General features: G+C 72.8%; 21 protein-coding genes. 13 read left to right on the top strand and 8 right to left on the bottom strand.

Features of this window, described 5'->3' with window-relative positions; all coding sequences use genetic code 11:
* The 3 genes from BKE38_RS16920 to BKE38_RS16930 all read right to left on the bottom strand — a co-directional run.
* Window positions 1-209: aldo/keto reductase (locus tag BKE38_RS16920; RefSeq protein WP_207553591.1), on the bottom strand; the 209-nt coding region annotated here is incomplete at its 3' end.
* A 174-nt stretch (window positions 210-383) separates the two neighbouring features.
* A complete protein-coding gene (locus tag BKE38_RS16925; protein ID WP_207553592.1) occupies window positions 384-1,364 on the bottom strand; it encodes a tripartite tricarboxylate transporter substrate binding protein in 981 nt (326 codons plus the stop codon).
* Between the two features lie 91 nt (window positions 1,365-1,455).
* Window positions 1,456-2,346, bottom strand: coding sequence for a fumarylacetoacetate hydrolase family protein (locus BKE38_RS16930; RefSeq protein WP_076958454.1), 891 nt, complete (start codon window positions 2,344-2,346; stop codon window positions 1,456-1,458).
* 64 nt (window positions 2,347-2,410) lie between these two features.
* Here BKE38_RS16930 and BKE38_RS16935 point away from each other — a divergent pair, with 64 nt between their 5' ends.
* Window positions 2,411-3,091 (top strand): FadR/GntR family transcriptional regulator, encoded by a 681-nt coding sequence (locus BKE38_RS16935; protein WP_242662419.1) that lies wholly within the window; start codon window positions 2,411-2,413, stop codon window positions 3,089-3,091.
* A 433-nt stretch (window positions 3,092-3,524) separates the two neighbouring features.
* Window positions 3,525-4,295, top strand: coding sequence for a sulfite exporter TauE/SafE family protein (locus tag BKE38_RS16940; protein ID WP_076958456.1), 771 nt, complete (start codon window positions 3,525-3,527; stop codon window positions 4,293-4,295).
* An 82-nt stretch (window positions 4,296-4,377) separates the two neighbouring features.
* Here BKE38_RS16940 and BKE38_RS32190 read toward each other — a convergent pair whose 3' ends face one another.
* Both BKE38_RS32190 and BKE38_RS16945 read right to left on the bottom strand, forming a co-directional pair.
* On the bottom strand, window positions 4,378-4,542 hold the full coding sequence (locus BKE38_RS32190; protein ID WP_165694212.1) for a hypothetical protein: 165 nt from the start codon (window positions 4,540-4,542) through the stop codon (window positions 4,378-4,380).
* Between the two features lie 70 nt (window positions 4,543-4,612).
* On the bottom strand, window positions 4,613-4,897 hold the full coding sequence (locus BKE38_RS16945; RefSeq protein WP_076958457.1) for a hypothetical protein: 285 nt from the start codon (window positions 4,895-4,897) through the stop codon (window positions 4,613-4,615).
* A gap of 517 nt (window positions 4,898-5,414) precedes the next feature.
* Between BKE38_RS16945 and BKE38_RS16950 the strand changes: the two genes are divergently transcribed.
* The 5 genes from BKE38_RS16950 (at window position 5,415) to BKE38_RS16970 (ending at window position 9,198) form a co-directional block, all read left to right on the top strand.
* Window positions 5,415-5,858 carry a DUF2231 domain-containing protein gene (locus BKE38_RS16950; protein ID WP_076958458.1) on the top strand — a complete coding sequence of 148 codons (444 nt, stop codon included), beginning with the start codon at window positions 5,415-5,417 and terminating at the stop codon, window positions 5,856-5,858.
* Window positions 5,858-7,141, top strand: a complete 1,284-nt coding sequence (locus tag BKE38_RS16955) for a PQQ-dependent sugar dehydrogenase (protein ID WP_076958459.1) — start codon at window positions 5,858-5,860, stop codon at window positions 7,139-7,141. Before BKE38_RS16950 ends, BKE38_RS16955 begins: the two co-directional genes overlap by 1 nt.
* A gap of 46 nt (window positions 7,142-7,187) precedes the next feature.
* On the top strand, window positions 7,188-7,427 hold the full coding sequence (locus BKE38_RS16960) for a hypothetical protein (protein ID WP_076958460.1): 240 nt from the start codon (window positions 7,188-7,190) through the stop codon (window positions 7,425-7,427).
* Window positions 7,424-8,320, top strand: coding sequence for an SDR family oxidoreductase (locus tag BKE38_RS16965; protein ID WP_076958461.1), 897 nt, complete (start codon window positions 7,424-7,426; stop codon window positions 8,318-8,320). The genes BKE38_RS16960 and BKE38_RS16965 overlap by 4 nt, the downstream gene beginning before the upstream one ends.
* Before the next feature lie 653 nt (window positions 8,321-8,973).
* Window positions 8,974-9,198 carry a hypothetical protein gene (locus BKE38_RS16970; RefSeq protein ID WP_076958462.1) on the top strand — a complete coding sequence of 75 codons (225 nt, stop codon included), beginning with the start codon at window positions 8,974-8,976 and terminating at the stop codon, window positions 9,196-9,198.
* On the opposite strand, the gene BKE38_RS16975 is transcribed toward BKE38_RS16970, so the two are convergent.
* Window positions 9,195-11,486, bottom strand: coding sequence for an FdhF/YdeP family oxidoreductase (locus BKE38_RS16975; RefSeq protein ID WP_076958463.1), 2,292 nt, complete (start codon window positions 11,484-11,486; stop codon window positions 9,195-9,197). The genes BKE38_RS16970 and BKE38_RS16975 overlap by 4 nt on opposite strands.
* 101 nt (window positions 11,487-11,587) lie before the next feature.
* Between BKE38_RS16975 and BKE38_RS16980 the strand changes: the two genes are divergently transcribed.
* Window positions 11,588-12,694: an acyl-CoA dehydrogenase family protein gene (locus BKE38_RS16980; RefSeq protein WP_076958464.1), complete on the top strand. Its 1,107-nt coding sequence runs from the start codon at window positions 11,588-11,590 to the stop codon at window positions 12,692-12,694.
* Window positions 12,688-13,395 (top strand): PIG-L deacetylase family protein, encoded by a 708-nt coding sequence (locus tag BKE38_RS16985; RefSeq protein WP_106409241.1) that lies wholly within the window; start codon window positions 12,688-12,690, stop codon window positions 13,393-13,395. The genes BKE38_RS16980 and BKE38_RS16985 overlap by 7 nt, the downstream gene beginning before the upstream one ends.
* Here the strand turns inward: BKE38_RS16985 and BKE38_RS16990 are convergent.
* A complete protein-coding gene (locus BKE38_RS16990) occupies window positions 13,380-14,501 on the bottom strand; it encodes a glycosyltransferase family protein (protein WP_106409242.1) in 1,122 nt (373 codons plus the stop codon). The genes BKE38_RS16985 and BKE38_RS16990 overlap by 16 nt on opposite strands.
* 669 nt (window positions 14,502-15,170) lie before the next feature.
* Here BKE38_RS16990 and BKE38_RS17000 point away from each other — a divergent pair.
* The 4 genes from BKE38_RS17000 to paoC all read left to right on the top strand — a co-directional run bounded on the left by BKE38_RS17000 (window position 15,171) and on the right by paoC (window position 19,922).
* Window positions 15,171-15,956 (top strand): SDR family NAD(P)-dependent oxidoreductase, encoded by a 786-nt coding sequence (locus BKE38_RS17000; RefSeq protein ID WP_076958466.1) that lies wholly within the window; start codon window positions 15,171-15,173, stop codon window positions 15,954-15,956.
* Window positions 15,957-16,121: 165 nt separating this feature from the next.
* On the top strand, window positions 16,122-16,775 hold the full coding sequence (gene paoA / locus BKE38_RS17005; protein WP_076958467.1) for an aldehyde dehydrogenase iron-sulfur subunit PaoA: 654 nt from the start codon (window positions 16,122-16,124) through the stop codon (window positions 16,773-16,775).
* Window positions 16,772-17,722: an FAD binding domain-containing protein gene (locus BKE38_RS17010; RefSeq protein ID WP_076958468.1), complete on the top strand. Its 951-nt coding sequence runs from the start codon at window positions 16,772-16,774 to the stop codon at window positions 17,720-17,722. Before paoA ends, BKE38_RS17010 begins: the two co-directional genes overlap by 4 nt.
* 4 nt (window positions 17,723-17,726) lie before the next feature.
* Window positions 17,727-19,922 (top strand): aldehyde oxidoreductase molybdenum-binding subunit PaoC, encoded by a 2,196-nt coding sequence (gene paoC / locus BKE38_RS17015; RefSeq protein ID WP_076958469.1) that lies wholly within the window; start codon window positions 17,727-17,729, stop codon window positions 19,920-19,922.
* Window positions 19,923-20,116: 194 nt separating this feature from the next.
* Here the strand turns inward: paoC and BKE38_RS17020 are convergent, their stop codons facing one another.
* Window positions 20,117-21,205: a catalase family protein gene (locus BKE38_RS17020; protein WP_076958470.1), complete on the bottom strand. Its 1,089-nt coding sequence runs from the start codon at window positions 21,203-21,205 to the stop codon at window positions 20,117-20,119.
* Window positions 21,206-21,304 lie beyond the last annotated feature (99 nt).

Here is a 21,304-nt window from a genome sequence, read left to right on the forward strand (position 1 = left end):
GCCGCGATCGCCGCCAGGTCGTCCGCGCTCAGCATGACATCGGCGGCGCCGGGATCCTCCTCCAGCCGGTGCAGCCTGGTGGTGCCGGGGATCGGCACGATCCGGGGCTTCCGGGCGAGGCGCCAGGCAAGCGCGATCCGCGCCGGGGTGGCGCCCTTGGCACGGCCGATTCCGGCGGGCAGATCGACCGGCGCCTGGTTCTTCGCCATCGCCGCCGCGGTGACACGCGGCAGGCGGGCGCGGCCATCGCCTGCCGCCAGCCTCGTCTCCCTGAAGCTCCGGCCGCGGCATGTCCGTCGGCAGGGCGGCCCCCCGCCGGGATGCCGCGCGCCGCGCCCTGGCACTGCGCGACCCCTGGCCCGGACGGCGCCGCCGGCGGCCCGTCATTCCACCCGGCCGATCCGCTGGACGGCGCGGGTCAGCCGCCGCGTGTCGGCCTCGACAAAGGCGCTGAAAGCCTCGCTGTCCTGGTAGGCCAGCGGGCTGCCGGCGGCCTCCAGCGCGCGGCGCAGCGCGGCATCCTGGCCGCAGGCGGTCCGCAGCGCCTGGCCCCAGCGCTCCAGCACGGGGCGCGGCGTGGCGACCGGCAGGAAGACGCCGGCCCAGATGTAGAACTCGACCTCCGGATGGCCGAGCTCGACGAAGGTCGGCACCGTCTCGAAGCCGGCGATGCGCTCGCGCCCCCAGCAGGCCAGCGCGCGCAGCCGGCCTTCCTTCACATGCGGCAGGGCCGGGCCGGGACCCGAGGCCAGCGCCTCGATCGTGCCCGACAGCAGGGCGGTCAGCGCCGGGCCGCCACCCTGGAAGGGGACATGCAGCAGCTCGATGGACGCCGCCCCGGTCAGCATCGCCATCGCCACATGCAGCGTCGAGTAGTTGCCGGCCGAGCCATAGGTGATGGCGCCGGGCCGCGCCCTGGCCGCGGCGACGAAGTCGTCGAGCGTCCGCCACGGCGCGCCGGCGGGCACCAGCAGGACGGTCGGGTCGGCGGTGATCCGCGCCACCGGCACCAGCTGCTCCATGGTGTAGGCGGGGGCGCGGCCCATGATGCGCTCGCTTTCCGGCAGCACGCCGAGCGAGGACAGCGCCATCAGCGCCGTGTGGCCGTCGGGCGCCGCCCGGGCGACGCTGGCGCTGCCCAGGATGCCGCCGGCGCCGGGGCGGTTCACCACCGGCACGGCCTGGCCGAAGACCCGCTCCAGCGCGGCGGCGACCGGCCGGGCGGCGACATCGGCCTGCCCGCCCGGCGGGAAGGCCACCACCATCTGCACCGGCCGCGCGGGCCAGCCTTCCTGCGCCCGCGCGCCGGGTGCCGCGAGGCCCATGGCGCCCGCCGCCGCCAGCGCCCTTCGACGAGACAGCATGACCTTCCTCCCGCTTCTGCCGGGGTGGGCGCGCGGTCTGTCGCCGCGCTGCCGCCCCGCTCCCTGCGCCCGGCCGGCGGCCGGGCGGTCGTCAGCCCCTGCGGCGCAGCCGGTTGCGGATGCGCCCGATGCCCTCGACAGCGCATTCGACGACGTCGCCGTCGCGCAGGAAGCGCGGCGGCCTGAAGCCGATGCCGACGCCTTCCGGCGTGCCGGTGGCGATGACGTCGCCCGGCAGCAGCGCCATGCTGCGCGAGATCGTGGCGATCAGCTCGGGCACGTCGAAGATCAGGTCGGCGGTCGAGGCATCCTGCCGCGCCTCGCCATTGACCTGGCAGGTGATGCGCATCGGCCGGTCGCCGATCTCGTCGGCGGTGACGATCCAGGGGCCCATCGGGCAGAAGCCGTCGATGCCCTTGCCCAGCAGCCACTGCTTGTGCGTGCCCTGCAGGTCGCGCGCGGTGACGTCGTTGACGATGGTGTAGCCGAAGACATGCCGCAGCGCGTCCTGCCGCGCGATGGCGCGGCCGCCGGCGCCGATGACCACCGCCAGTTCCGCCTCGTAATCGACGCCCTGGTCGATGCCGGGCCAGAGCGGGATGTCGTCCCAGGGGCCGGAGATCGCGGAGAAGGGCTTGCTGAAGATGATCGGCGCCTGCGGCACCGCATCCGCCGCGCTGGTCGAGGAGGAATCATAGCCGCTGCTGGCGAATTCCCTGGCATGCGCGTGGTAGTTCTTGCCGACGCAGAAGATGTTGCGCGGCGGGTTGGGCAGCGGCGCCAGCAGCTGGCTTTCCTGCAGCGGCTGCCCGGGCTCGACGGGCGCGGGGATGGTGGCGCCGCCGGCCAGCGCCGCGATCACGCCGGCCATGTCGCCGGGAAGCGCCGGCGCCAGGCTGGACAGCGGCCAGAAGTGCTGCCCCTCCGCATCGACCCGCACCGGCTGCGGCAGCCCCTCGATCAGCAGCATGGCCAGGCGCATCGATGCCTTCTCCCTATACCAATTTGGCTTATCACTGAACCAATATGCGGTTATGGTTCATCCAATGGTTGACCCCGTCAAGGCCGAAGACGCCTCCGCCGCCTCCCGGCTGCAATCCCTTCTGGAGCAGGCGCTGCTCTCGGGCGCCTGGCCGGAGGGGGGCCGGCTGCCCACCGAGCGCGCGCTGAGCGCCACCTATGGCGTCGCCCGCAACACGCTGCGCCGCGCGCTGGACGGGCTGGAGCGCGCCGGGCTGGTCGAGCGCCATGTCGGCCGCGGCACCTTCCGCCGCACCGCCCCGCCGCCCGCCGGGCTGGAGGAGGAGGCGCTGAGCCCCGCCGCCGTGATGGAATGCCGCCTGCTGCTGGAGCCGGAGCTGATCGGCCTGGCCGTGCTGCGCGCGACACCCGCGGATCTGGCGCGGATGCAGGCCTGCCTGACCGGCGGCGACACGGCCGGGTCGCTGGCCGAATTCGAGCAATGGGACGCGGCGCTGCACGACGCCTTCGCCCTGGCCACCCACAATGCCGCGGTGCTCGGCATGAGCCGGTCGCTGGCGCAGGTGCGGCAGCGCAGCGACTGGGGGCAGCTGAAGGCGCGCGGCGACACGCCCGCGCATCGGGCGCGGCTGCAGGCGCAGCACCACGAGATGGTCGAGGCGCTGCGGCGGCGCGACCGTGACCGGGCGCGGCAGGCGATGAAGGCGCATCTGCGGCTGATCCAGGCGGTGATGGCGGGCGAGTGAGGGTCGGACCCGCTCCGCTCCGAGCACGCGGCCGAGCCGCCTGGCGATGACGCGGCCCGGCGGCCGCCATCGCCGTGCCAGAAGCGTCAGGCGCCGGTCTTGCCGCCCCGCGGGCAGCCGGCCGCGATCGCCACCCTCCCTCGGCCCGCGCCTCCGGCACCGTCATCAGGTCGGCGGCGGCGGGGGATCCCTGGCCTCGCCGCGGGTCTCGGCGATCCCCTGCCCGGGGCCGGCCGCCACATCGATCTGCGCCTGCTACTGGGATTGGAGGCGGAAGACGATCGGCGGGGCTTCGCCTGAAGCGCTCGCCTCGCCGCCGCCTGGGTCGCGCGGCGCGGGGGATCGGCGCAGCGGGCCTCGACAGACCCGGCGCCCATGCGGCAAGGGAGGGCTGCGGCCGTCAGGCGCCAACAATCGAGACAGCATCACCGCCATGGACGGATCCACGATTCTCAGCATCGTCCTCGGCGCGGCGATGGCCGGCTTCGTGCAGGGCCTCTCCGGCTTCGCCTTCGGGCTGGTGGCGATGTCGGTCTGGGCCTGGACCCTGGAGCCGCAGCTGGCGGCGATGCTGGCCCTGTCCGGGGCGCTGACCGGACAGGTCGTGGCCGCCATCACCGTGCGCAGGGGCTTCGACCTGCGCCAGCTTGCCCCCTTCGTCATCGGCGGGCTGGCGGGCCTGCCGCTCGGCGTCTTGATCCTGCCCCTGCTCGACATCCAGCTGTTCCGGGCGCTGCTCGGCACGCTGCTGGTCGTCTGGTGCCCCTTCATGCTGCTCGCCCCCAGCCTGCCGCCGGTCACCGTCGGCGGCCCTGTCGCCAACGGGGTCGCCAACGGCGTCGCCGGGCTGGCCGGCGGCTTCCTCAGCGGGTTGGGCGGCTTCTCCGGCGTGATCCCGACGCTGTGGTGCACCCTGCGGCGCATGAACAAGGACACCCAGCGCAGCGTCATCCAGAACTTCAACCTAGCCATGCTGAGCTGCGCGCTCGCGGTCCATGCCGCCTCGGGCTCGATCACCCGGGCGATGCTGCCGCAGATCGGGATCGCCGCCGCGGCGATGCTGATCCCCTCGCTGATCGGCGCACGCCTCTATATCGGCATCAGCGAGGCGAGCTTCCGGAAGATCGTGCTCGGCCTGCTGACCGCATCCGGCGTGGCGCTGCTGGCCTCCTCGGTGCCGGGCCTGCTGCGCCAGGCCGGCTGACGACGCCGAGGGGGAAGGCCGGCGGCCATCGAGGCCACCACGCCGGGCAAGGCGCAGCGGCCATCGCCGGGCGGAGCCGGTCTCAGCTGAAATGGGCCTGGCGCGGGCCGCCCCCGGCCACCTGGTCCAGCAGGGCGTCATCCAGTTCGCCCTCCTCCACCGTCATCGTGGCAGGCGGAGCGGCAGGCTCCACGGCGGCGCCGGGCTGCGGCGGAAGGCTGTCGGGCTCGGGGGTTTCGTTGCTCATGCCGACAGGATAATCAGCCCGCAGCCCCGCGCCAATACAGGCTTGCGATCGGCACGATCGTCACGGCCGATCAGCCCTGCACCTCCACCCCTCCACCATATTGCCGGAAGCTGTCGCGGAGGCGTTCGACCAACCCGGCCTCGACCGTCGCCGCCACCCGGACGCGGCCGGCATATTCGCCATCCGCCGTGCTCCCGTCGGCACCGGCTGCCCGGGTGCCCGAGCTGTTGTCCCTGCCCTCGGCATGCGTCTCAACCGCGCCGACCGGCACACCATACTCCTGCACCAGCGTCTCGACCGCCATCTCGGCGTCCCGGCGCGTGGCGAAGCTGGCGGTGATGCGTTGCGTAGCCATGGCTTTCTTCTCCTCGATCTGCCTTGGAGAACGCGATGAGGGCAGCGCCGTTGCGCGATCGCCAGGGCAACCCGTCAGAGCGGTTGAAGGATAATAGGCGAACGAACCCCTCAATAATTCACTTAGGTTATATTTCGACCGTCGCCGCCTCCCGGCAAGTAATTGGCAAAAAGCCCGTCTTGCGGAGAACCTTTTCCCGCATCCCGTGTTCATCTTTGCATGGTGACACGAACCGCTGCTGCGCACCGTCCCCCGCCCGGTCCCAGCCAGGCCCCCGCCAGGCGTGGATCGGCCGGTGGAAGCCAGGCCAGGGCAGGCGGGCGGCAGCCTTGCCGATGAGCCAGGCCGGCGGGAACTGCGTCGGCCCGGCGATGACCCTGCGGCTGTCGCCAGGCCATCGAGGTCGTCGTCGACAGCTGTCGCGCCGCACACCCGCCTGATCCTGCCCTGCCCGGATCGCCGCCCGGGCACGGAGACAAGGCAGGGCACCGCACGCCAAGACGGACAAGGAGCTGCCGTGGACGCCATCGCCCGCAACGTGCCCCGCAACGTACCCCTGGCGCAGCTGCATCCTCTGCATGCCATCCTGCTGGGCTTCCCCTCGTCGCTGTTCGCTGGCGCCCTGCTCAGCGACCTGGCTTACCAGGCGACCTTCCAGGTGCAGTGGGCCAATTTCTCGGCCTGGCTGATCGCCGGCGGCCTGCTCGTCGGCGCCTTCGTTCTCCTGTGGGCGCTGGTCGGCTTTGTCCGCAGCCCCGCGATGCGCAGAGGCCGAGCGGCGCTCTACCTCGCGGCGATCGCCGCGATGTGGGCCCTCGGCTTCATCAATGCTCTGGTCCACGCGAAGGATGCCTTCGCGACCATGCCGGAAGGGCTCTACCTTTCCGCAGGAACTGCGCTGCTGGCGCTGTTCGCGGCCTGGATCGGGTATTCCGGCATGCCGTCGAGGGAGGCGCGGTGATGCGCAGAATGCTGCTGATCGGTGGTGCTGCCCTCGCGCTCTCCGCCTGTGACGGCGAGCCTGCTGCGCAACAGCGCGGCCCCGACCCCGACCTGCCCGCGCCGCAGCGAGGCCTGCTGCCGGAGATGACGGTTCCCCGGCCCGCCGCTTGGGGCAGCGAGAGCCCGACGGTGCCGCAGGGATACACGATCCAGGCGATCGCGACGGATCTCGGGATCCCGCGTCAGACCCTGGTGCTCCCCAATGGCGATATCCTGGTGGCCGAGGGGACCGGCGGCAACGCGCCAACGCTCCGCCCCAAGGACTTCATCGCCGGGCTGATCAAGAATCTGGGCAAGAGCGCCGCGGCCAGCGGCAACCGGCTGACCCTGCTGCGCGACGCGGATGGCGATGGCACCTACGAGATGCGGCGGGTCTTCGCGGCCGGTCTCAACGCGCCTTACGGCCTGGCGCTGGTCAATGGCGCGCTCTACGTCGCCAACCAGGATGCGCTGGTTCGCTTCGACTACCGCGACGGGCAGACCGAGGCGAGCGGGCCGCCGGTCCGCGTGACGGAGCTGCCCTCGGCGATCAATCATCACTGGACAAAGTCGCTGACCGCCAGCGCCGATGGCCGGTATCTCTACGTGGGCATCGGCTCCAACAGCAACATCACCGAGCGCGGCATGGAAGCCGAGATCGGCCGCGCCATGGTCTGGCAGATCGACATCGCGACCGGCGCGCACCGGCCCTATGCCACGGGCCTGCGCAATCCGACGGCGCTGGCGATCCAGCCCGGCACGGGGCAGCTCTGGGCCGTGGTCAACGAGCGTGACGAGATCGGCCCCGAGCTGGTGCCCGACTACCTGACCTCGGTGCGCGAGGGCGGCTTCTATGGCTGGCCCTACAGCTACTGGGGCCAGACCGTCGATCCCCGGGCGCAGCCGCAGGACCCGGCGAAGGTCGCAGCGGCGATCAAGCCCGACTACAGCCTGGGCGCCCATGTCGCGGCGCTGGGCGTCGCCTTCTCCACGCCAGCCCTGGGCGGAGGCTTCGCCGACGGCGTCTTCGTGGGCGAGCATGGCAGCTGGAACCGCAGCACGCCCACCGGCTACCGGGTCGTCTTCGTGCCTTTCAGGGACGGCCGGCCCGCCGGGGCGCCGGTCGACTTCGCTTCCGGCTTCCTGAACGGCGAAGGCAAGGCCCGGGGGCGTCCGGTCGGCGTCTCCGTCGATCCGCGCGGCGCGGTGATCGTCGCCGACGACCTTTCCAACACCGTGTGGCGGATCGCGCCACGTCGCTGAGGCCGCCGGCCTGGCGAGCTTTCCCACGAAGCAAGGAGCAACTGGCATGGCCGACAAGGCAGCCCGCGAAGGGCTGAAGAACTGGGGCCACGGCCCCTCCAGCGGCAGGCCCGGCAGCGTCGGCCCGCATGATGTCAGGCGGGACCAGCTCGTGCCGGGCGAGAAGGGCATCGACCCGGAAGCCTATGATCGCGTCCCGGCGCCGCAGCCCGGGGCCGATGCGCCGGTCAACATCAAGCCGAAGCGCTCCGGCGACGCAGAACCCTCAGCGGAGGACAAGGCATGAGCGAAGACCGCCTGACCATGCAGGATCCCCGCTTCCAGTATCCTCGCCCGCCCTTCGACCGGCAGCCGCAATCCCCCCCCGGCCTGGCCGCCAGGATGGAGCCGAAGCCCGACCATGGCGAGGCGAGCTATCGCGGCCATGGCAGGCTCGCTGGACGTCGGGCGCTGATCACTGGCGCGGATTCCGGGATCGGCCGCGCCGTCGCCATCGCTTTCGCCCGGGAGGGTGCCGATGTGGCGCTGGGCTACCTGCCGAGCGAGGAGGCTGACGCCCGGGACGTCGTGGCGCTGATCGAGGCCGCCGGGCGCAAGGCCGTCGCGCTGCCTGGCGACGTGACCTCGGAAGCGTTCTGCCGGGCGCTGGTGGCCCAGGCGAGCGACGCTCTGGGAGGCCTCGACACGCTGGTCATCAACGCCGGCCGCCAGCAGACGCGGCCCAATGTCGAGGCGGTCAGCTCGGAGGATTTCGACCGCACGCTGAAGACCAATCTCTATGCCATGCACTGGATCGTCCAGACGGCCGTTCCGCTGCTGCCCCCTGGCGGCGCGGTGATCACGACGGCCTCGGTGCAGGCCTATGAGCCATCCGCCATCCTGATCGACTATGCCACCACGAAGGCCGGCATCGTTGCCTACACCAAGGCTCTGGCCAAGCAGCTCATCGAGAAGGGCATTCGCGTGAACGCCGTGGCGCCAGGCCCGTTCTGGACGGTGCTGCAGCCGAGCGGCGGCCAGCCGCCGGAGAAGGTCGAGCAGTTCGGCGCGCACAGCGCCTTCGGACGGCCGGGGCAGCCGGTCGAGCTGGCGCCCGTCTATGTGCTGCTCGCATCGCAGGAGGGCAGCTTCATCACCGGCGAGGTCTATGGCGTGACGGGGGGCGCAGGCATCGCCTAGGCGGCATCGAACAGCGCCGCCCGCGTGAGACGCTCCAGGCCCGACCGCGGCCGGCGAAGGGCACAGGAACGGGGGCGGGCCTGACGGCCGGCCCCCTTTGCCGCGAAGGCTCCGGCGCCATCAGGCCTCGGCGGAGCGCCGGGCGCGGGAGAAGCCGCGGCAGCATCCTGGCGGTCGACACCGCCCGTTCCACCGCGCCGGGCGCCCTGCCGGTCCCTCGCCGAGAGGCAGCGGGGCAGGCCTTCGCTGCTCCTTGCCCGGGGCGAACACCGAGCCGTCCGATCGGTGATCGTGGTTCAGCTTCGCCCAGGGGACGGGGTCATCGGCCCCGATGCCCGGGACGCGGCGGAAGGGCGGCGTGGCTCAGGACATCCTTCCATCGCCCTCGCCGATCATGACACCGAGGATCGGGCCGGGCTTGTCCCCGGCCATGTCACGGACCGAGATCCCCCCGGCCTGCTCCGGGCCTGCTCCGGGCCTGCTCCGGGCCTGCCCCGGGCCTGCCTTGGGGCGATCAGCGAGGTGGTCTGATCGCGCTCGACATCGCCGCCATGGCTGCCGTCCGAGCTGCTTCCCCGCCCGCGGCAACGAAGGAGGCCGGATCGCAGTTTCGACCACAGGCCTCTCCCGTCCCTGCAAGGAACGCCCGCCCCATGCCGACCTCCCGCCGCCTGCCGCCACCCCCTGCCGCCTTCCGCCCGCTCGGCGGGCCGCTGCAGCATGCCGTCCCCTACGCCTCCGACGCGGCCGCCCGGCTGGAACAGCGGGCGCAGGACGGCCTGGCGGCGCTGCGCGGAACGGTGCGCGACAGCCCGGCGGGATGGCTGGCCCTGGCCTTCGGCCTTGGCATCCTGCTGGCCAGCCGCCGCGCCCGTTAGCGGTGCAGGATGCGCACCGGGATCGCCTTGGCCGCAGGCACATGGCTTTCCCGGGCGTGGTGCGAGACCGGCAGCAGCGGGTTGCATTCCGGGAAGTAGCCCGCGATGCAGCCAGGCGTCAGATCGTAGCGCACCACGGCAAGGCCATCGACACGGCGCGTCACGCCATCCCCGGCGACGGTCTCCAGGGTAACCCGCTGCTGCTCCACCAGCCCAAGCCGGGCGATGTCGGCGGCGTGCATCATCACCACCTCGCGGCTGCCATGGATGCCGCGGAAACGATCGTCGTAGCCATAGACCGTCGTGTTGAACTGGTCGTTGCTGCGCAGCGTGATCAGCCGCAGGACATCGCCGCCCTCCTCCGCCATGTCGGCATCGGCCTCGATCGCCATGGGCGCCAGGAAGGTCGCCTTGCCGGTCTCGGTCTGCCACTGGCGCTGGCGCGCCGGATTGGCTCGGGCGAGCCCGCCCTTCTGCCAGATCCGCTGGCTGTAATTCGCGTACCAGGTCGGATGCAGGGCCGCGAGCTCCTGGCGGATGCGGTCGTAGTCGCCGACCCAGCCATCCCAGTCGACCCGCGGATTGGCGGGCAGCACCGCCTTGGCGATCCCGGCGATGATCGCAGGCTCGGAGAGCAGCGCCGGGCTCACCGGGCTGCGCATGCCGCGCGACGGATGGATCACCGCGGTGCTGTCCTCCACCGTCACCACCTGCGGGCCGCTGGCCTGCTGGTCGATCTCGATGCGGCTGAGACAGGGCAGCAGCCAGGCGGCGCGGCCATGCACCAGATGGCTGCGGTTCAGCCGGGTCGTGATCATCACCGTCAGTGGCAGGCGGCGCCAGGCCGGCTCCAGCAGGCCGGTCTCCGGCAGCGAGCGCACCAGGTTGCCGCCGAGCTGCAGCACCGCATCGACCTTGCCATCGATGACGCCCTGCGTGAGACCGACCGCATCGAGCCCCTGCTGCCGGGGAGCCGCGAAGCCGTAGCGGGCCTCCATCGCGGCGATCGGCGCCAGCTCGGGCTTCTCGGTGATCCAGACGGCGCGCTGGCCCTGCACGTTGGAATGGCCGCGCACCGGGCAGATGCCCGCGCCGGGGCGGCCGATATTGCCGCGCATCAGCAGCAGCGCGACCAGCATCTGGACATTCTCGACGCCCTCGCGATGCTGCGTCAGCCCCATGCCGTAGATGCCCAGCGTGGCCCTGGCGCCGGCATAGCTCTGCGCGATCTGCTCCATGGCGCTGCGCGACAGGCCCGAGCGCTGCTCCAGCGCCGTCCAGCCATGGCCGCGGATGGTCGCCGCGAAGGCCGGGAAGCCGTGGCAGTGCTCGGCGATGAAGCCGTGGTCGAGCACCGCCGGGCGCCCGGCGGCACGCGCCGCGTCGTCCCAGTCCAGCAGCAGCTTGCACAGGCCGACCAGCAGCGCCAGGTCGCCGCCCGCCCGCGGCTGATGGTATTGCGAGGCGATGCGCTGCGACCCGCCGCCCAGCATGCCCGCCGGGCTCTGCGGATTGGTGAAACGCTCGAGCCCCGGCTCGCGCAGCGGGTTGATCACGATGATCGGCACGCCGCGCCGGGAGGCAGCGTCGAGCTGGTGCAGCATGCGCGGGCTGTTCACCGCGGTGTTCTGCCCGAAGAGCAGGATGCAGTCGGTCTGCTCGAAATCGTCGAGATGCACGGTGCCGACCGGCACGCCGATGGTCTTCGGCAGCGCGACCGAGGTGCTCTCATGGCACATGTTGGAGGAGTCGGGCAGGTTGTTGGTGCCATGCAGCCGCGCCATCAGCTGCCACAGGAAGGCGGCCTCGTTGCTCGCGCGGCCGGAGGCATAGAAGACCGCCCGGTCCGGCGCGATGCCGCGCAGGCCTGCGCCGATGCCGTCGAAGGCCTCCTGCCAGGAGGCGGGGACGTAGCGGTCGGATGCGGCGTCCCAGCGCATCGGCTCGGTCAGGCGCCCGGCCTGTTCCAGCGCATGGTCGCTCCATCGCTCCAGCTCGGTCACCGTGTGGCGCGCGAAGACATCGGCCTCGATGCGGGCGCTGCTCATGTCCCAGGCCGTGGCCTTGGCGCCGTTCTCGCAGAATTCGAAGAGATGCGGCGTGGCAGGCTTGGCCCAGGCGCAGGAGACGCAGGAGAAGCCGCCGGGCTTGTTCTGCTGCGTCAGCAGCAGCGGCGCGCTCAGCGGATTGCCTTCCCGCTTCAGGATCTTGCCCAGCGAGCGGACGGATCCCCAGCCGCCGGAGGGACCGTCATAGGCAACCACGCGCAGCCTGCCGTCCTTGCCCATGATCGCCTCCTGCTTGCCTGCCCGCAGACAACCCGTGGTGAGCCGCGCCGTTGCAGCGGGGATGCGGCAAACTCCTGATGCGCCGCGGCATTACCCGGAGGATGGACACATTTTCTCCCCTGACCTCCGGCGACCGGGGCAGCCTGCTCAGCCGGGCCCAGGCCGTGGCAGGGATCGCCACGCTGCACGCCGCCGCGCTCGATACCCCCGGCGCCTTCCCCGCCGAGGATGTCGCCGCCCTGGCCGGCAGCGGACTGCTGACCGCGCCGCTGCCTGCCGCGCTCGGCGGGCGCGATCTCGGCGAAGGCCTCGACGGCCATCGTGAGCTGGCCGAGGTGCTGATGGCGATCGGCCAGGGCAGCCTGCCGCTCGGCCGTCTCTACGAGGGCCATGTCAACGCGCTGCAGCTGGTGCGGCGCTACGGCAGCGCGGCGCAGCTGGCGGAGGCCGCTGAGGCCGCCGCGGCGGGCGCGCTCTTCGGCGTCTGGAACACCGATGACCGGGCGCAGCCGCTGCAGCTGCGGCAGGACCGGCTGCAGGGCGCGAAGATCCTCGCCTCCGGCGCCGGGCATGTGACGCGGCCGCTGGTGACGGCGGCCTCGCCCGGGGGCGCGGTCATGCTGATCCCGCGCCTGTCGCCAGGCCAGGGCGCCGACCTCTCGGGATGGACCGCGCAGGGCATGCAGGCCTCGGCGACCGGCCGGGTCAGCTTCGACGGCGTCATCGCGCCGCCGCCGATCGGGAGCCCCGGCGACTATCTGCGCGAGCCTGCCTTTTCCACCGGCGCCTGGCGCTGCCTGGCGGTGCAGGGCGGCGGCATGGCGGCGCTGCTCGACCTGCTGCGGCAGCACCTGCGCGACAGCGGCCGCGACGAGGACCGTGCGCAGCGCCAGCGCTTCGGCGAGGCCGCCATCGCCGCCCAGACCGCGCGCCTCTGGATCCTGCAATCGGCGCGGCTTTCGGCCGGGCCCGCGGATGTCGAGGCGGCCGTCGCCGCCGTCAACCTGGCGCGGCGCGCCGTGGAGCAGGCGGCGCTGACCCTGCTGGAGCTGGTGCAGCGCTCGATCGGCCTGGCCGCCTTCATGCGCCCCGCGCCGGTCGAGCGCATCGCCCGCGATCTGGCCACCTATCTGCGCCAGCCCGCGCCCGACCGGGCGCTTGAGCTCGGCGCGGCGGAGTTGCTGCGCCGGGAGGCGCTGCCGTGGTGATCCGCGCGCGCGACTTCTGGGCGCAGGCCGGGGCGCTGCCTGTCCGGCCTCTGGACGAGATCCTGGCGCCCGGCGGCGTGCTGGTGCTGGCGCCGCATGCGGATGACGAGAGCCTGGGCTGCGGCGGCCTGATCGCCGCGTCGCTGGCGGCGGGGCGGGCGCTGCGCGTGGTCTTCCTGTCGGATGGCGCCGCCTCCCATCCGGACCATCCGGGCGCCGCGCTGCGCGACAGGCGGGAAGCCGAGGCGCTCGAGGCGCTGCGCCGTCTCGGCGCCGGGCCCGAAGCCGCAAGCTTCCTCCGCCTGCCGGACAGCCGGGTGCCCGACACCGGCGCCGCGTTCCGGCAGGCGGTCGACCGCATCGGCGCCATCGCTGCGGATATCGATGCCGGCACGGTCCTGGCCACCTGGGGCGGTGACCCGCATTGCGACCATCAGGCCTGCGCGGCGATGCAGGCGGCGCTGCCACCCGGCCGCCGCCATCTCGCCTATCCGGTCTGGGGCCATGCGCTGCCCGGCGAGACCGTGCTGCCCCAGCCGCCGCGCGGCGCCTGGCTGGACATCACGCGCTGGCTGCCGGAGAAGCGCGCCGCCGTGCAGGCCCACCGGTCGCAGCTTGGCGACCTGCCGGGCGGCTTCGCGCTCGACGCCACGATGCTGGCGCGCGCCGAACGTCCCGCCGAGCTCTATCTCCAGGCCTGAACGCCGCCGCGCCGCAGGATCAGCGCCTGGGCGGCCAGCATGGCCGAAGGCAGCAGCGCGGGGGGCACGGCACGCGCCGCCAGCCGCAGGGACCGCCGTTCCACCTCCTGCCAGGCGGCCGCGAAGGGCGGGCCCTGGAGCGGGTCCAGGATAGCAGCCTCCAGCCCCAGCAGCGGCGCCAGGCCGGCCAGGCCGCCGCGGGCATGGGCGGCCCGCGCCTGGCCGCGCAACACCGCCCGGCGCCAGGCGGCGCCGGGTGCCTCCAGCTGCGGGTCGCCGGTGAGCTCGGGCTCTGCCTGCCAGCGCGCCAGGGTGGCCGCCGCGCCGCCCGCCGCGCGGCCCAGGCGGCGGCAGGAGGTGGCGACGCGCACCTCCGGCGCGTGGCGCAGCCGCAGCCCGGCCGCCTGGACGGCGGCCGCCAGCGCGCGATCCTCGCCGACCGGCAGGCGGGGCAGACCGCCGATCCGGCGATAGGCCGCCAGCGTCAGCGCCAGGCTGGCCCCCGAGGCCATGCGGTGCCGCGGCCAGGGGTCATGCGGCTCGGCATCGGCCAGGCTGTCGATCCGGGCGAGCAGGGCGGCGTAGCGAGCCTGCGCTTGCAGCCGCGCGGCCAGGGCAGGCGGCAGGTCCGGCGCGGCCGCCAGGTCGTATTCGACAAAGCCCGCGACCGCATCGGCGCCCGCGCCGAGGGCGCGCCGGTTGGCCTGCAGCCAGTCGGGTGCGACCCGGCTGTCCGCATCGGTGGTCAGCAACAGGGCCTCGCCGGAGGAGGACGGTCCGCAGGCCTCCAGCCAGAGCGCGGCAGCATCCAGCGCCTGGCCGCGCGCCTCGCCGACATGGCGCGCCGCGGGCGGCAGGCGGACCTCCTGCAGCAGGACGGGAATGCCGGCGCTGGCGGCCCAGCGGCGGGCGATGCCGGCGCTGCCGTCGCGGCAGTCGTTGAGCAGCAGGAGGACGGCCAGGCCGGCAGACTGCTGCTGCTGCGCGAGGGCCTCCAGGCAGGCCGGAAGATGATCCGCCTCATCGCGAACCGGGATGGCAACGACCGCGTCGAGCAGCCCGGGTCCGGGATGCAGAGGCAGGTCGAGAAGCGGCTGGTGCAGCAACAGGCATCTCCTCGACCCGGCGGGGCCGGATCAGAACGGAGGATCGTGCCGCCGGGTTGCGGGATCTCCGATGCGGTCCCGGCGATGGCTGCCGGAGGGATGATCCCCGGACAACAGCGAGGACGGGAGCCGGTGCAGGCGGCCGCGGCGTGACGGGACCCGCCAGCAGGTCAGGGCAGACGATCCGGCCTGCCACCTTCCCGCCGGGCCCGGCGCCAAGGGACATGATGCAGATGGCGACGAAGCCGTGCAGAGCCGCGCGGCGATCCATCGGCCGCTGGCGAGCGGGGCGATGCCCTGCCCGCCCCGCCGGCCCGTTGCTGGCGACCTGCGCCCGCCCGGCTGTCCGGCCTGCCACGTCGCGACCCGCTCCTGTTGCCGCCGCCGCTGTCCCTGTTGACCGTCGCCCAGGCGCGGCGCCCGGCCTCTTCCTGCGACACGCCGCGGGCCTCATAGCCCGCCTCGGTCTGCGCGGCCTTGCGTTTCTGCTTGCCGGTACGGGCGGGTTTGTCGCCCCGGGGCAATTCGGCCTCCTGCCATGTCTCTGCCAGGGCGGGAACCGACGCGCCTGTCCGCAGGTTGCCGATCCGGCGTCGCCTGATGCTGCGGGGTGCTGCGCAACCTCGACCCCCACCGCCGCGTCCTTCTGCTGCATTCTGGAGATTTCCCATGGATCTTGGCATCACCGGCCGCGTGGCCCTCGTGACCGGCGGCGATTCCGGCATCGGCCTGGCCACGGCGCAGCAGCTGGCGGCGGCCGGCGCCCGGATCATCCTGTCGGATGTCGACGAGGCCAAGCTGCAGGCCGCCGCCGCCGGGATTGTCGGCGACGTTGTCGCAATCGCCGCCGACCTGACCGATCCCAAGGCCGTGGCCCGGTTGTCGGAGGCCGCGGGCCGCGTCGACATCCTCGTGCACGCCGCCGGGATCACCGGGCCGACCGGTGACTTCGAGACGCTGTCCGACGACGACTGGCGGCTGGCGCTCGACGTCGATCTGATGGCTGCGGTGCGGCTGCTGCGGGCGGTGCTGCCGGGCATGGCAGCCGGGGGCTGGGGCCGCGTCGTGTTGCTGGCCTCGGAAGATGCCGCGCAGCCCTATGCCGACGAGCTGCCCTATTGCGCCGCCAAGGCCGCGATCCTCAATCTCGCGAAAGGATTGTCGAAGGCCTATGCGCGCAAGGGCGTGCTGGTCAACACGGTCTCGCCCGCCTTCATTCACACGCCGATGACGGATGCGATGATGCAGAAGCGCGCAAAGGCCATGGGCTGCAGTGTTGACGAGGCGGTCGCAAGCTTCCTGCAGGAGGAGCGCCCCACGCTGGAGCTTCGCCGGCGCGGCGAGCCCGCGGAGGTGGCGGCGGCGATCGCTTTCCTCGCCTCCAGCGCCGCCAGCTTCGTCACCGGTGCCAATCTGCGCGTCGATGGCGGCTCGGTCGCCAGCCTGGCGTTGTAGCGGCCGGCAGGCCCTTCTCACTTTCGGCGGAGCACCGGCATGACGCGCCGCGCGGCGCGTTGAGCCTCCAGCTGGCGCGGCCTGCGGGCCGCGTCCGACATGGACGGGAAGCGCCGGGCCCCTCCCCCTGGGCCCAGGCGAGCAACAGAAGAACTGGAGTCGACCATGCGAGCACCTGACGTCGCGACCACCCGGCGCGACCTGGTCACCGGCACGGCCGCGACCGCCGCGATGATGGCGGCCCCCTCGGCTTCGGAGGCACGGGCGCCGGCGCAGGCTGCGGCGGCGCCACGCGCCGCAGCGGCTGCCCTGGCCAAGGTCTCCTTCCGCGTCAACGGCGAGGCCTGCCGCCTCGAGCTCGACACGCGCACCACCCTGCTCGATGCGTTGCGCGAGCATCTGCGGCTGACCGGCACCAAGAAGGGATGCGACCACGGCCAGTGCGGCGCCTGCACCGTCCTCGTCGACGGCCGCCGCATCAATGCCTGCCTGACGCTTGCTGTCATGCACGAGGGCGACACGATCACCACCATCGAGGGGCTGGGCAGCCCCGACCGGCTGCATCCGCTGCAGGCGGCCTTCGTCCGGCATGACGGCTACCAGTGCGGCTACTGCACGCCGGGGCAGATCTGCTCCTCCGCGGCCATGCTCGACGAGATCCGCGCGGGCATCCCCAGCCATGCCAGCGCCGACCTGACCGCCACGCCGCAGGTCACCGCCGAGGAGATCCGCGAAAGGATGAGCGGCAACATCTGCCGCTGCGGCGCCTATTCGAACATCGTCGACGCCATCACCGAGGTCGCGGAGCGCCAGGCATGAAGCCCTTCACCTACGAGCGCGCGGCCTCCCCGGCCGAGGCCGCGGCCGCCGCCCGGCGCCATCCCGATGCGCGCTTCATCGCCGGCGGCACCAACCTGCTCGACCTGATGAAGCTGGAGATCGAGACGCCGTCGCATCTGATCGACGTGAACGGCCTGGCGCTCGACCGGATCGAGGCGACGCCGGACGGCGGCCTCCGGATCGGCGCCCTGGTGCGCAACACCGACCTGGCCGCCGATCCGCGCATCCGCCGCGACTATGCGCTGCTGTCGCGCGCGCTGCTGGCAGGCGCGTCCGGGCAGCTGCGCAACAAGGCGACGACGGCGGGGAACCTGCTGCAGCGGACGCGCTGCCCGTATTTCTATGACGGCAACATGGCCTGCAACAAGCGCCAGCCCGGCGCGGGCTGCGCCGCCCTGGGCGGGGTCACCCGCCAGCTTGCGGTGATCGGCCACAGCGAGGCCTGCATCGCCACCAATCCGTCCGACATGGCGGTGGCCCTGCGCGCGCTCGACGCCGTGGTCGAGACCGTGGCGGCGGATGGCAGCACGCGCGCCATCCCGGTCGCCGAATTCCACCGCCTGCCCGGCGACACGCCACAACACGAGACGGCGCTGCAGCCGGGCGAGCTGATCACCGGCGTCACCCTGCCGCCGCCGGTCGGCGGCCGCCAGATCTACCGCAAGGTGCGCGACCGCGCCTCCTATGCCTTCGCCCTCGTCTCGGTCGGCGCCGTCGTGCAGCCGGACGGCACGGCGCGGGTGGCGCTTGGCGGGGTCGCGGCCCGGCCCTGGCGCGTCGAGGCCGCCGAGCCCGAGCTGGCCCGCGGCGCCCGCGCGGCGATCGACGCCATCCTGGACGGGGCCCGGCCCACGCAGGACAACGCCTTCAAGGTCACGCTGGCGGCGCGCACGCTGCAGGCGGTGCTGGCCGAGGCCAGGAGCTGAGCCGATGAAGTTTGACAAGCCCGCCACGCTCAACCCGATCGACCGGCTGCGCGTCGTCGGCCAGCCGCTGGACCGCATCGACGGCCCGCTGAAGACCACCGGCCAGGCGCCCTATGCCTATGAGCATCGCCATCAGGCGGTGGCCGATGCCGCCTATGGCCATGTGGTCGGGGCCGGCATCGCCAAAGGCCGCATCACCGGCATGGAGCTGGACGCCGCCCGCGCGGCGCCCGGCGTGCTGGCCATCGTCACCGCCGCGAATGCCGGGCCGCTCGACAAGGGCAAGATGAACACGGTGCGGCTGCTCGGCGGGCCAGAGGTCGATCACTACCACCAGGCCATCGCCCTGGTGGTGGCGGAAAACTTCGAGCAGGCGCGCGCCGCGGCCGCCCTGATCCGGGTCGACTATGCCGTGGCCGAGGGCGCCTATGACCTGGCCGCCACGCGCGACACCGCGAAGAAGGTCGACCAGTCGGCGACCGCGACCGGCGATTTCGCCGGCACCTATGCCGCGGCGCCGGTGCGGCTCGACGCCACCTACACCACCCCCGACCAGAGCCACGCGATGATGGAGCCGCATGCCTCCGTCGCCGCCTGGGACGGCGACCGGGTGACGGTCTGGACCTCCAACCAGATGATCGACTGGGGCGCCGGCGACCTGGCCAGGACCCTGAAGCTGCCGCGGGAGAAGGTGCGGCTGGTCTCGGCCTTCGTCGGCGGCGGCTTCGGCGGCAAGCTGTTCCTGCGCGCCGATGCGCTGCTGGCCGCCCTCGGCGCCCGGGCGGCGGGGCGCCCGGTGAAGGTCGCGCTGTCGCGGCCGCTGATGATGAACAACACCACCCACCGGCCGGCCACCATCCAGCGCATCCGCCTCGGCGCCGGCCGCGACGGCCGCCTCACCGCCATCGGGCATGAAAGCTGGTCGGGCGACCAGGAGGGCGGCGGGCCGGAGACGGCGGTCGACCAGACGCGGCTGCTCTATGCCGGGGCGAACCGGCTGACCCAGCTGCGCCTCGCCGTGCTCGACCTGCCGGAGGGCAATGCCATGCGCGCCCCCGGCGAGGCGCCCGGGCTGATGGCGCTGGAGATCGCCATGGACGAGATGGCGGAAAAGCTCGGCATGGACCCGGTCGCCTTCCGCATCCTCAACGACACCCAGGTGGATCCGAACGACCCGGAGCGCCCCTTCTCGCAGCGCCAGCTGGTCGAATGCCTGCGGCAGGGCGCCGCGCGCTTCGGCTGGGAGCGGCGCGACGGCCGGCCCGGCAGCCGGCGCGACGGGCGCTGGCTGACCGGCCTCGGCGTCGCGGCCGCCTTCCGCAACAACCTGGTGACGCAATCCGGCGCCAGGCTGCGGCTGGACCGCGACGGGCGGGTCACGGTCGAGACCGACATGACCGATATCGGCACCGGCAGCTACACCATCATCGCCCAGACGGCGGCCGAGATGATGGGGGTCGCGATCGACCGGGTCACGGTGCGGCTGGGCGATTCCAGCTTCCCCGTCTCGGCCGGGTCGGGCGGGCAATGGGGCGCCAACAGCGCGACGGCGGGCGTCTATGCCGCCTGCGTCAAGCTGCGCGATGCCGTGGCCCAGCGTTTGGGCTTCAATTCGGCCGATGCGGTCTTCGAGGGCGGCCAGATCCGCGCGGGCAACCGCAGCGCCGACCTGGCCGAGGCGGCCGGGCCCGACGGGCTGGTGGCCGAGGACAGCATCGAATTCGGCGACTTGGCGGAGACGTACCAGCAGTCGACCTTCGGCGCGCATTTCGTCGAGGTGGCGGTCGACGCGGCGACCGGCGAGACGCGGGTCCGGCGCATGCTGGCGGTCTGCGCCGCCGGGCGGATCCTCAATCCGAAGACGGCCCGCAGCCAGGTGATCGGCGCCATGACCATGGGGATCGGCGGCGCCCTGATGGAGGAGCTGGCGGTCGACACCCGCCACGGCCTCTTCGTCAACCACGACCTGGCCGGCTACGAGGTGCCGGTGCATGCCGACGTGCCGCATCAGGAGGTGATCTTCCTCGACGAGGTCGACCCGATCTCCTCGCCGATGAAGGCCAAGGGCGTCGGCGAGCTCGGCATCTGCGGCGTCGCGGCGGCCATCGCCAATGCCGTCTACAATGCCACCGGCGTGCGGGTGCGGGACTACCCGGTCACGCTGGACAAGCATCTCGACCGGCTGCCCGCCCTGGCCTGAGGATGCAGGGGCGCCAGGCCCGTCCTCCTGGCGCCCCCGGAGGACGGCAGCCGCCGCCCGGTCCGCAGGCGCCGTCCCTTCCGCGGCGGCCCCCGGACCGTCGCCTGCGTGGCGGTCCGCCGCCCGGGGCCACAGGCTGGAGCGGCGAGGCGAGCCGGCGGCACGCCCGGGAAGGCGACGGCGCCTGGCGGCGCTCACGCGCCGGAGCGGGCGCCCGGCTCGTGCATCGGGCAGCCGTTGACACGCGCGCGGAACTGCGCGGAATGCCGGTAGGTGTCCCGCCTGGCCCGGTTGATGTTGCCGAGCGGCTGATGCGCCATCAGGCCGGTCCAGATGCTGAAGCGCATCTGCTCGTCCACCGCCCGCACCCGGTCGGCGTCCCAGCTGTCCTGCGGCGGCACGGTGATGGTGGCGACCGTCTGGAACGGGGCTTCGTCTTCGTCCCACGCCACGGTGGGATCCTCGACGGGCTGCCGCTCCAGGTCCCGGCAGAGCTGCACCCGCATCTCCCAGACACCGCCAATGCCTGCCATTTCGGATCGCACCGTCTCGCGGATCGCGTCCGGCCGTCCCGAGGCGTCGATGATGCTGTCCTTCCGTGCGAGCAGGGCCGGCGCCACGGGCACGATGCTGAACTTGGCGATATGGTCGCCGTAGCGGAACGGGGTGACGCTGTAATAGGTCTCGCCCAGCGGATCGACATTCGGGGCGCCGCCGAGCGCCTGCAGCTTCGGGCTCTCGACGCCCACCGCCGTCAGCGCGGTGTTCACGCCCCGCAGGACGGAGGACATGACCTTCTTGGTGCCCTCCATGCGGTCGGTGGTCTTCGCCAGCAGCTTCAGGTTGCCGTGGAACTGGTCGGCGGTCCGCGTTTGGAAGACGGGCCCGTTCACCAGGATGAAGTCCTGGGTGGTGCCCGCGGCACCGGGCAGTCGCGCGCCTTCGACGTCCAGCACCTTCATGGCCAGGCCACGCGGCAGCGAGACCGCATCCGGCAGGATATCCCCGGCATTGGTCGAGATGCGCATGTACACCTTGTGCTCGCCCGGCCGGGCGAAGAGGCCTTGCGCCAGCTCGGGAGGCAGATCCCCGGCGATCGCCATGCGACCCTCGAGGATGGCATGCGCCTTGGCATGCACCGAGCGAACCGCATGACCGTAGTCCCTGGCCGTGGTCTCCAGGATCGTATCGAACGCGTCGTTGAGCGCCTGGACCGTCTCCGCCTCGCCAGGCTGGACGTCCTCGACGGCCGCGGTGTAGCGGACGGGCTTTGCAGCAACCATGGTCGCATGTCTCCAGGGGAGGGCGCAGGCGGCGCAGCTCCGGCCATCCGCTTGGCTCGCGCGCAGGACCGGGGCGGATTGGAAGGCGGGGCGCGTGCG

The sequence above is a fragment of the Teichococcus deserti genome, from assembly GCF_001982615.1.
In the GTDB taxonomy this organism is placed as follows: Bacteria; Pseudomonadota; Alphaproteobacteria; order Acetobacterales; family Acetobacteraceae; genus Pseudoroseomonas; species Pseudoroseomonas deserti.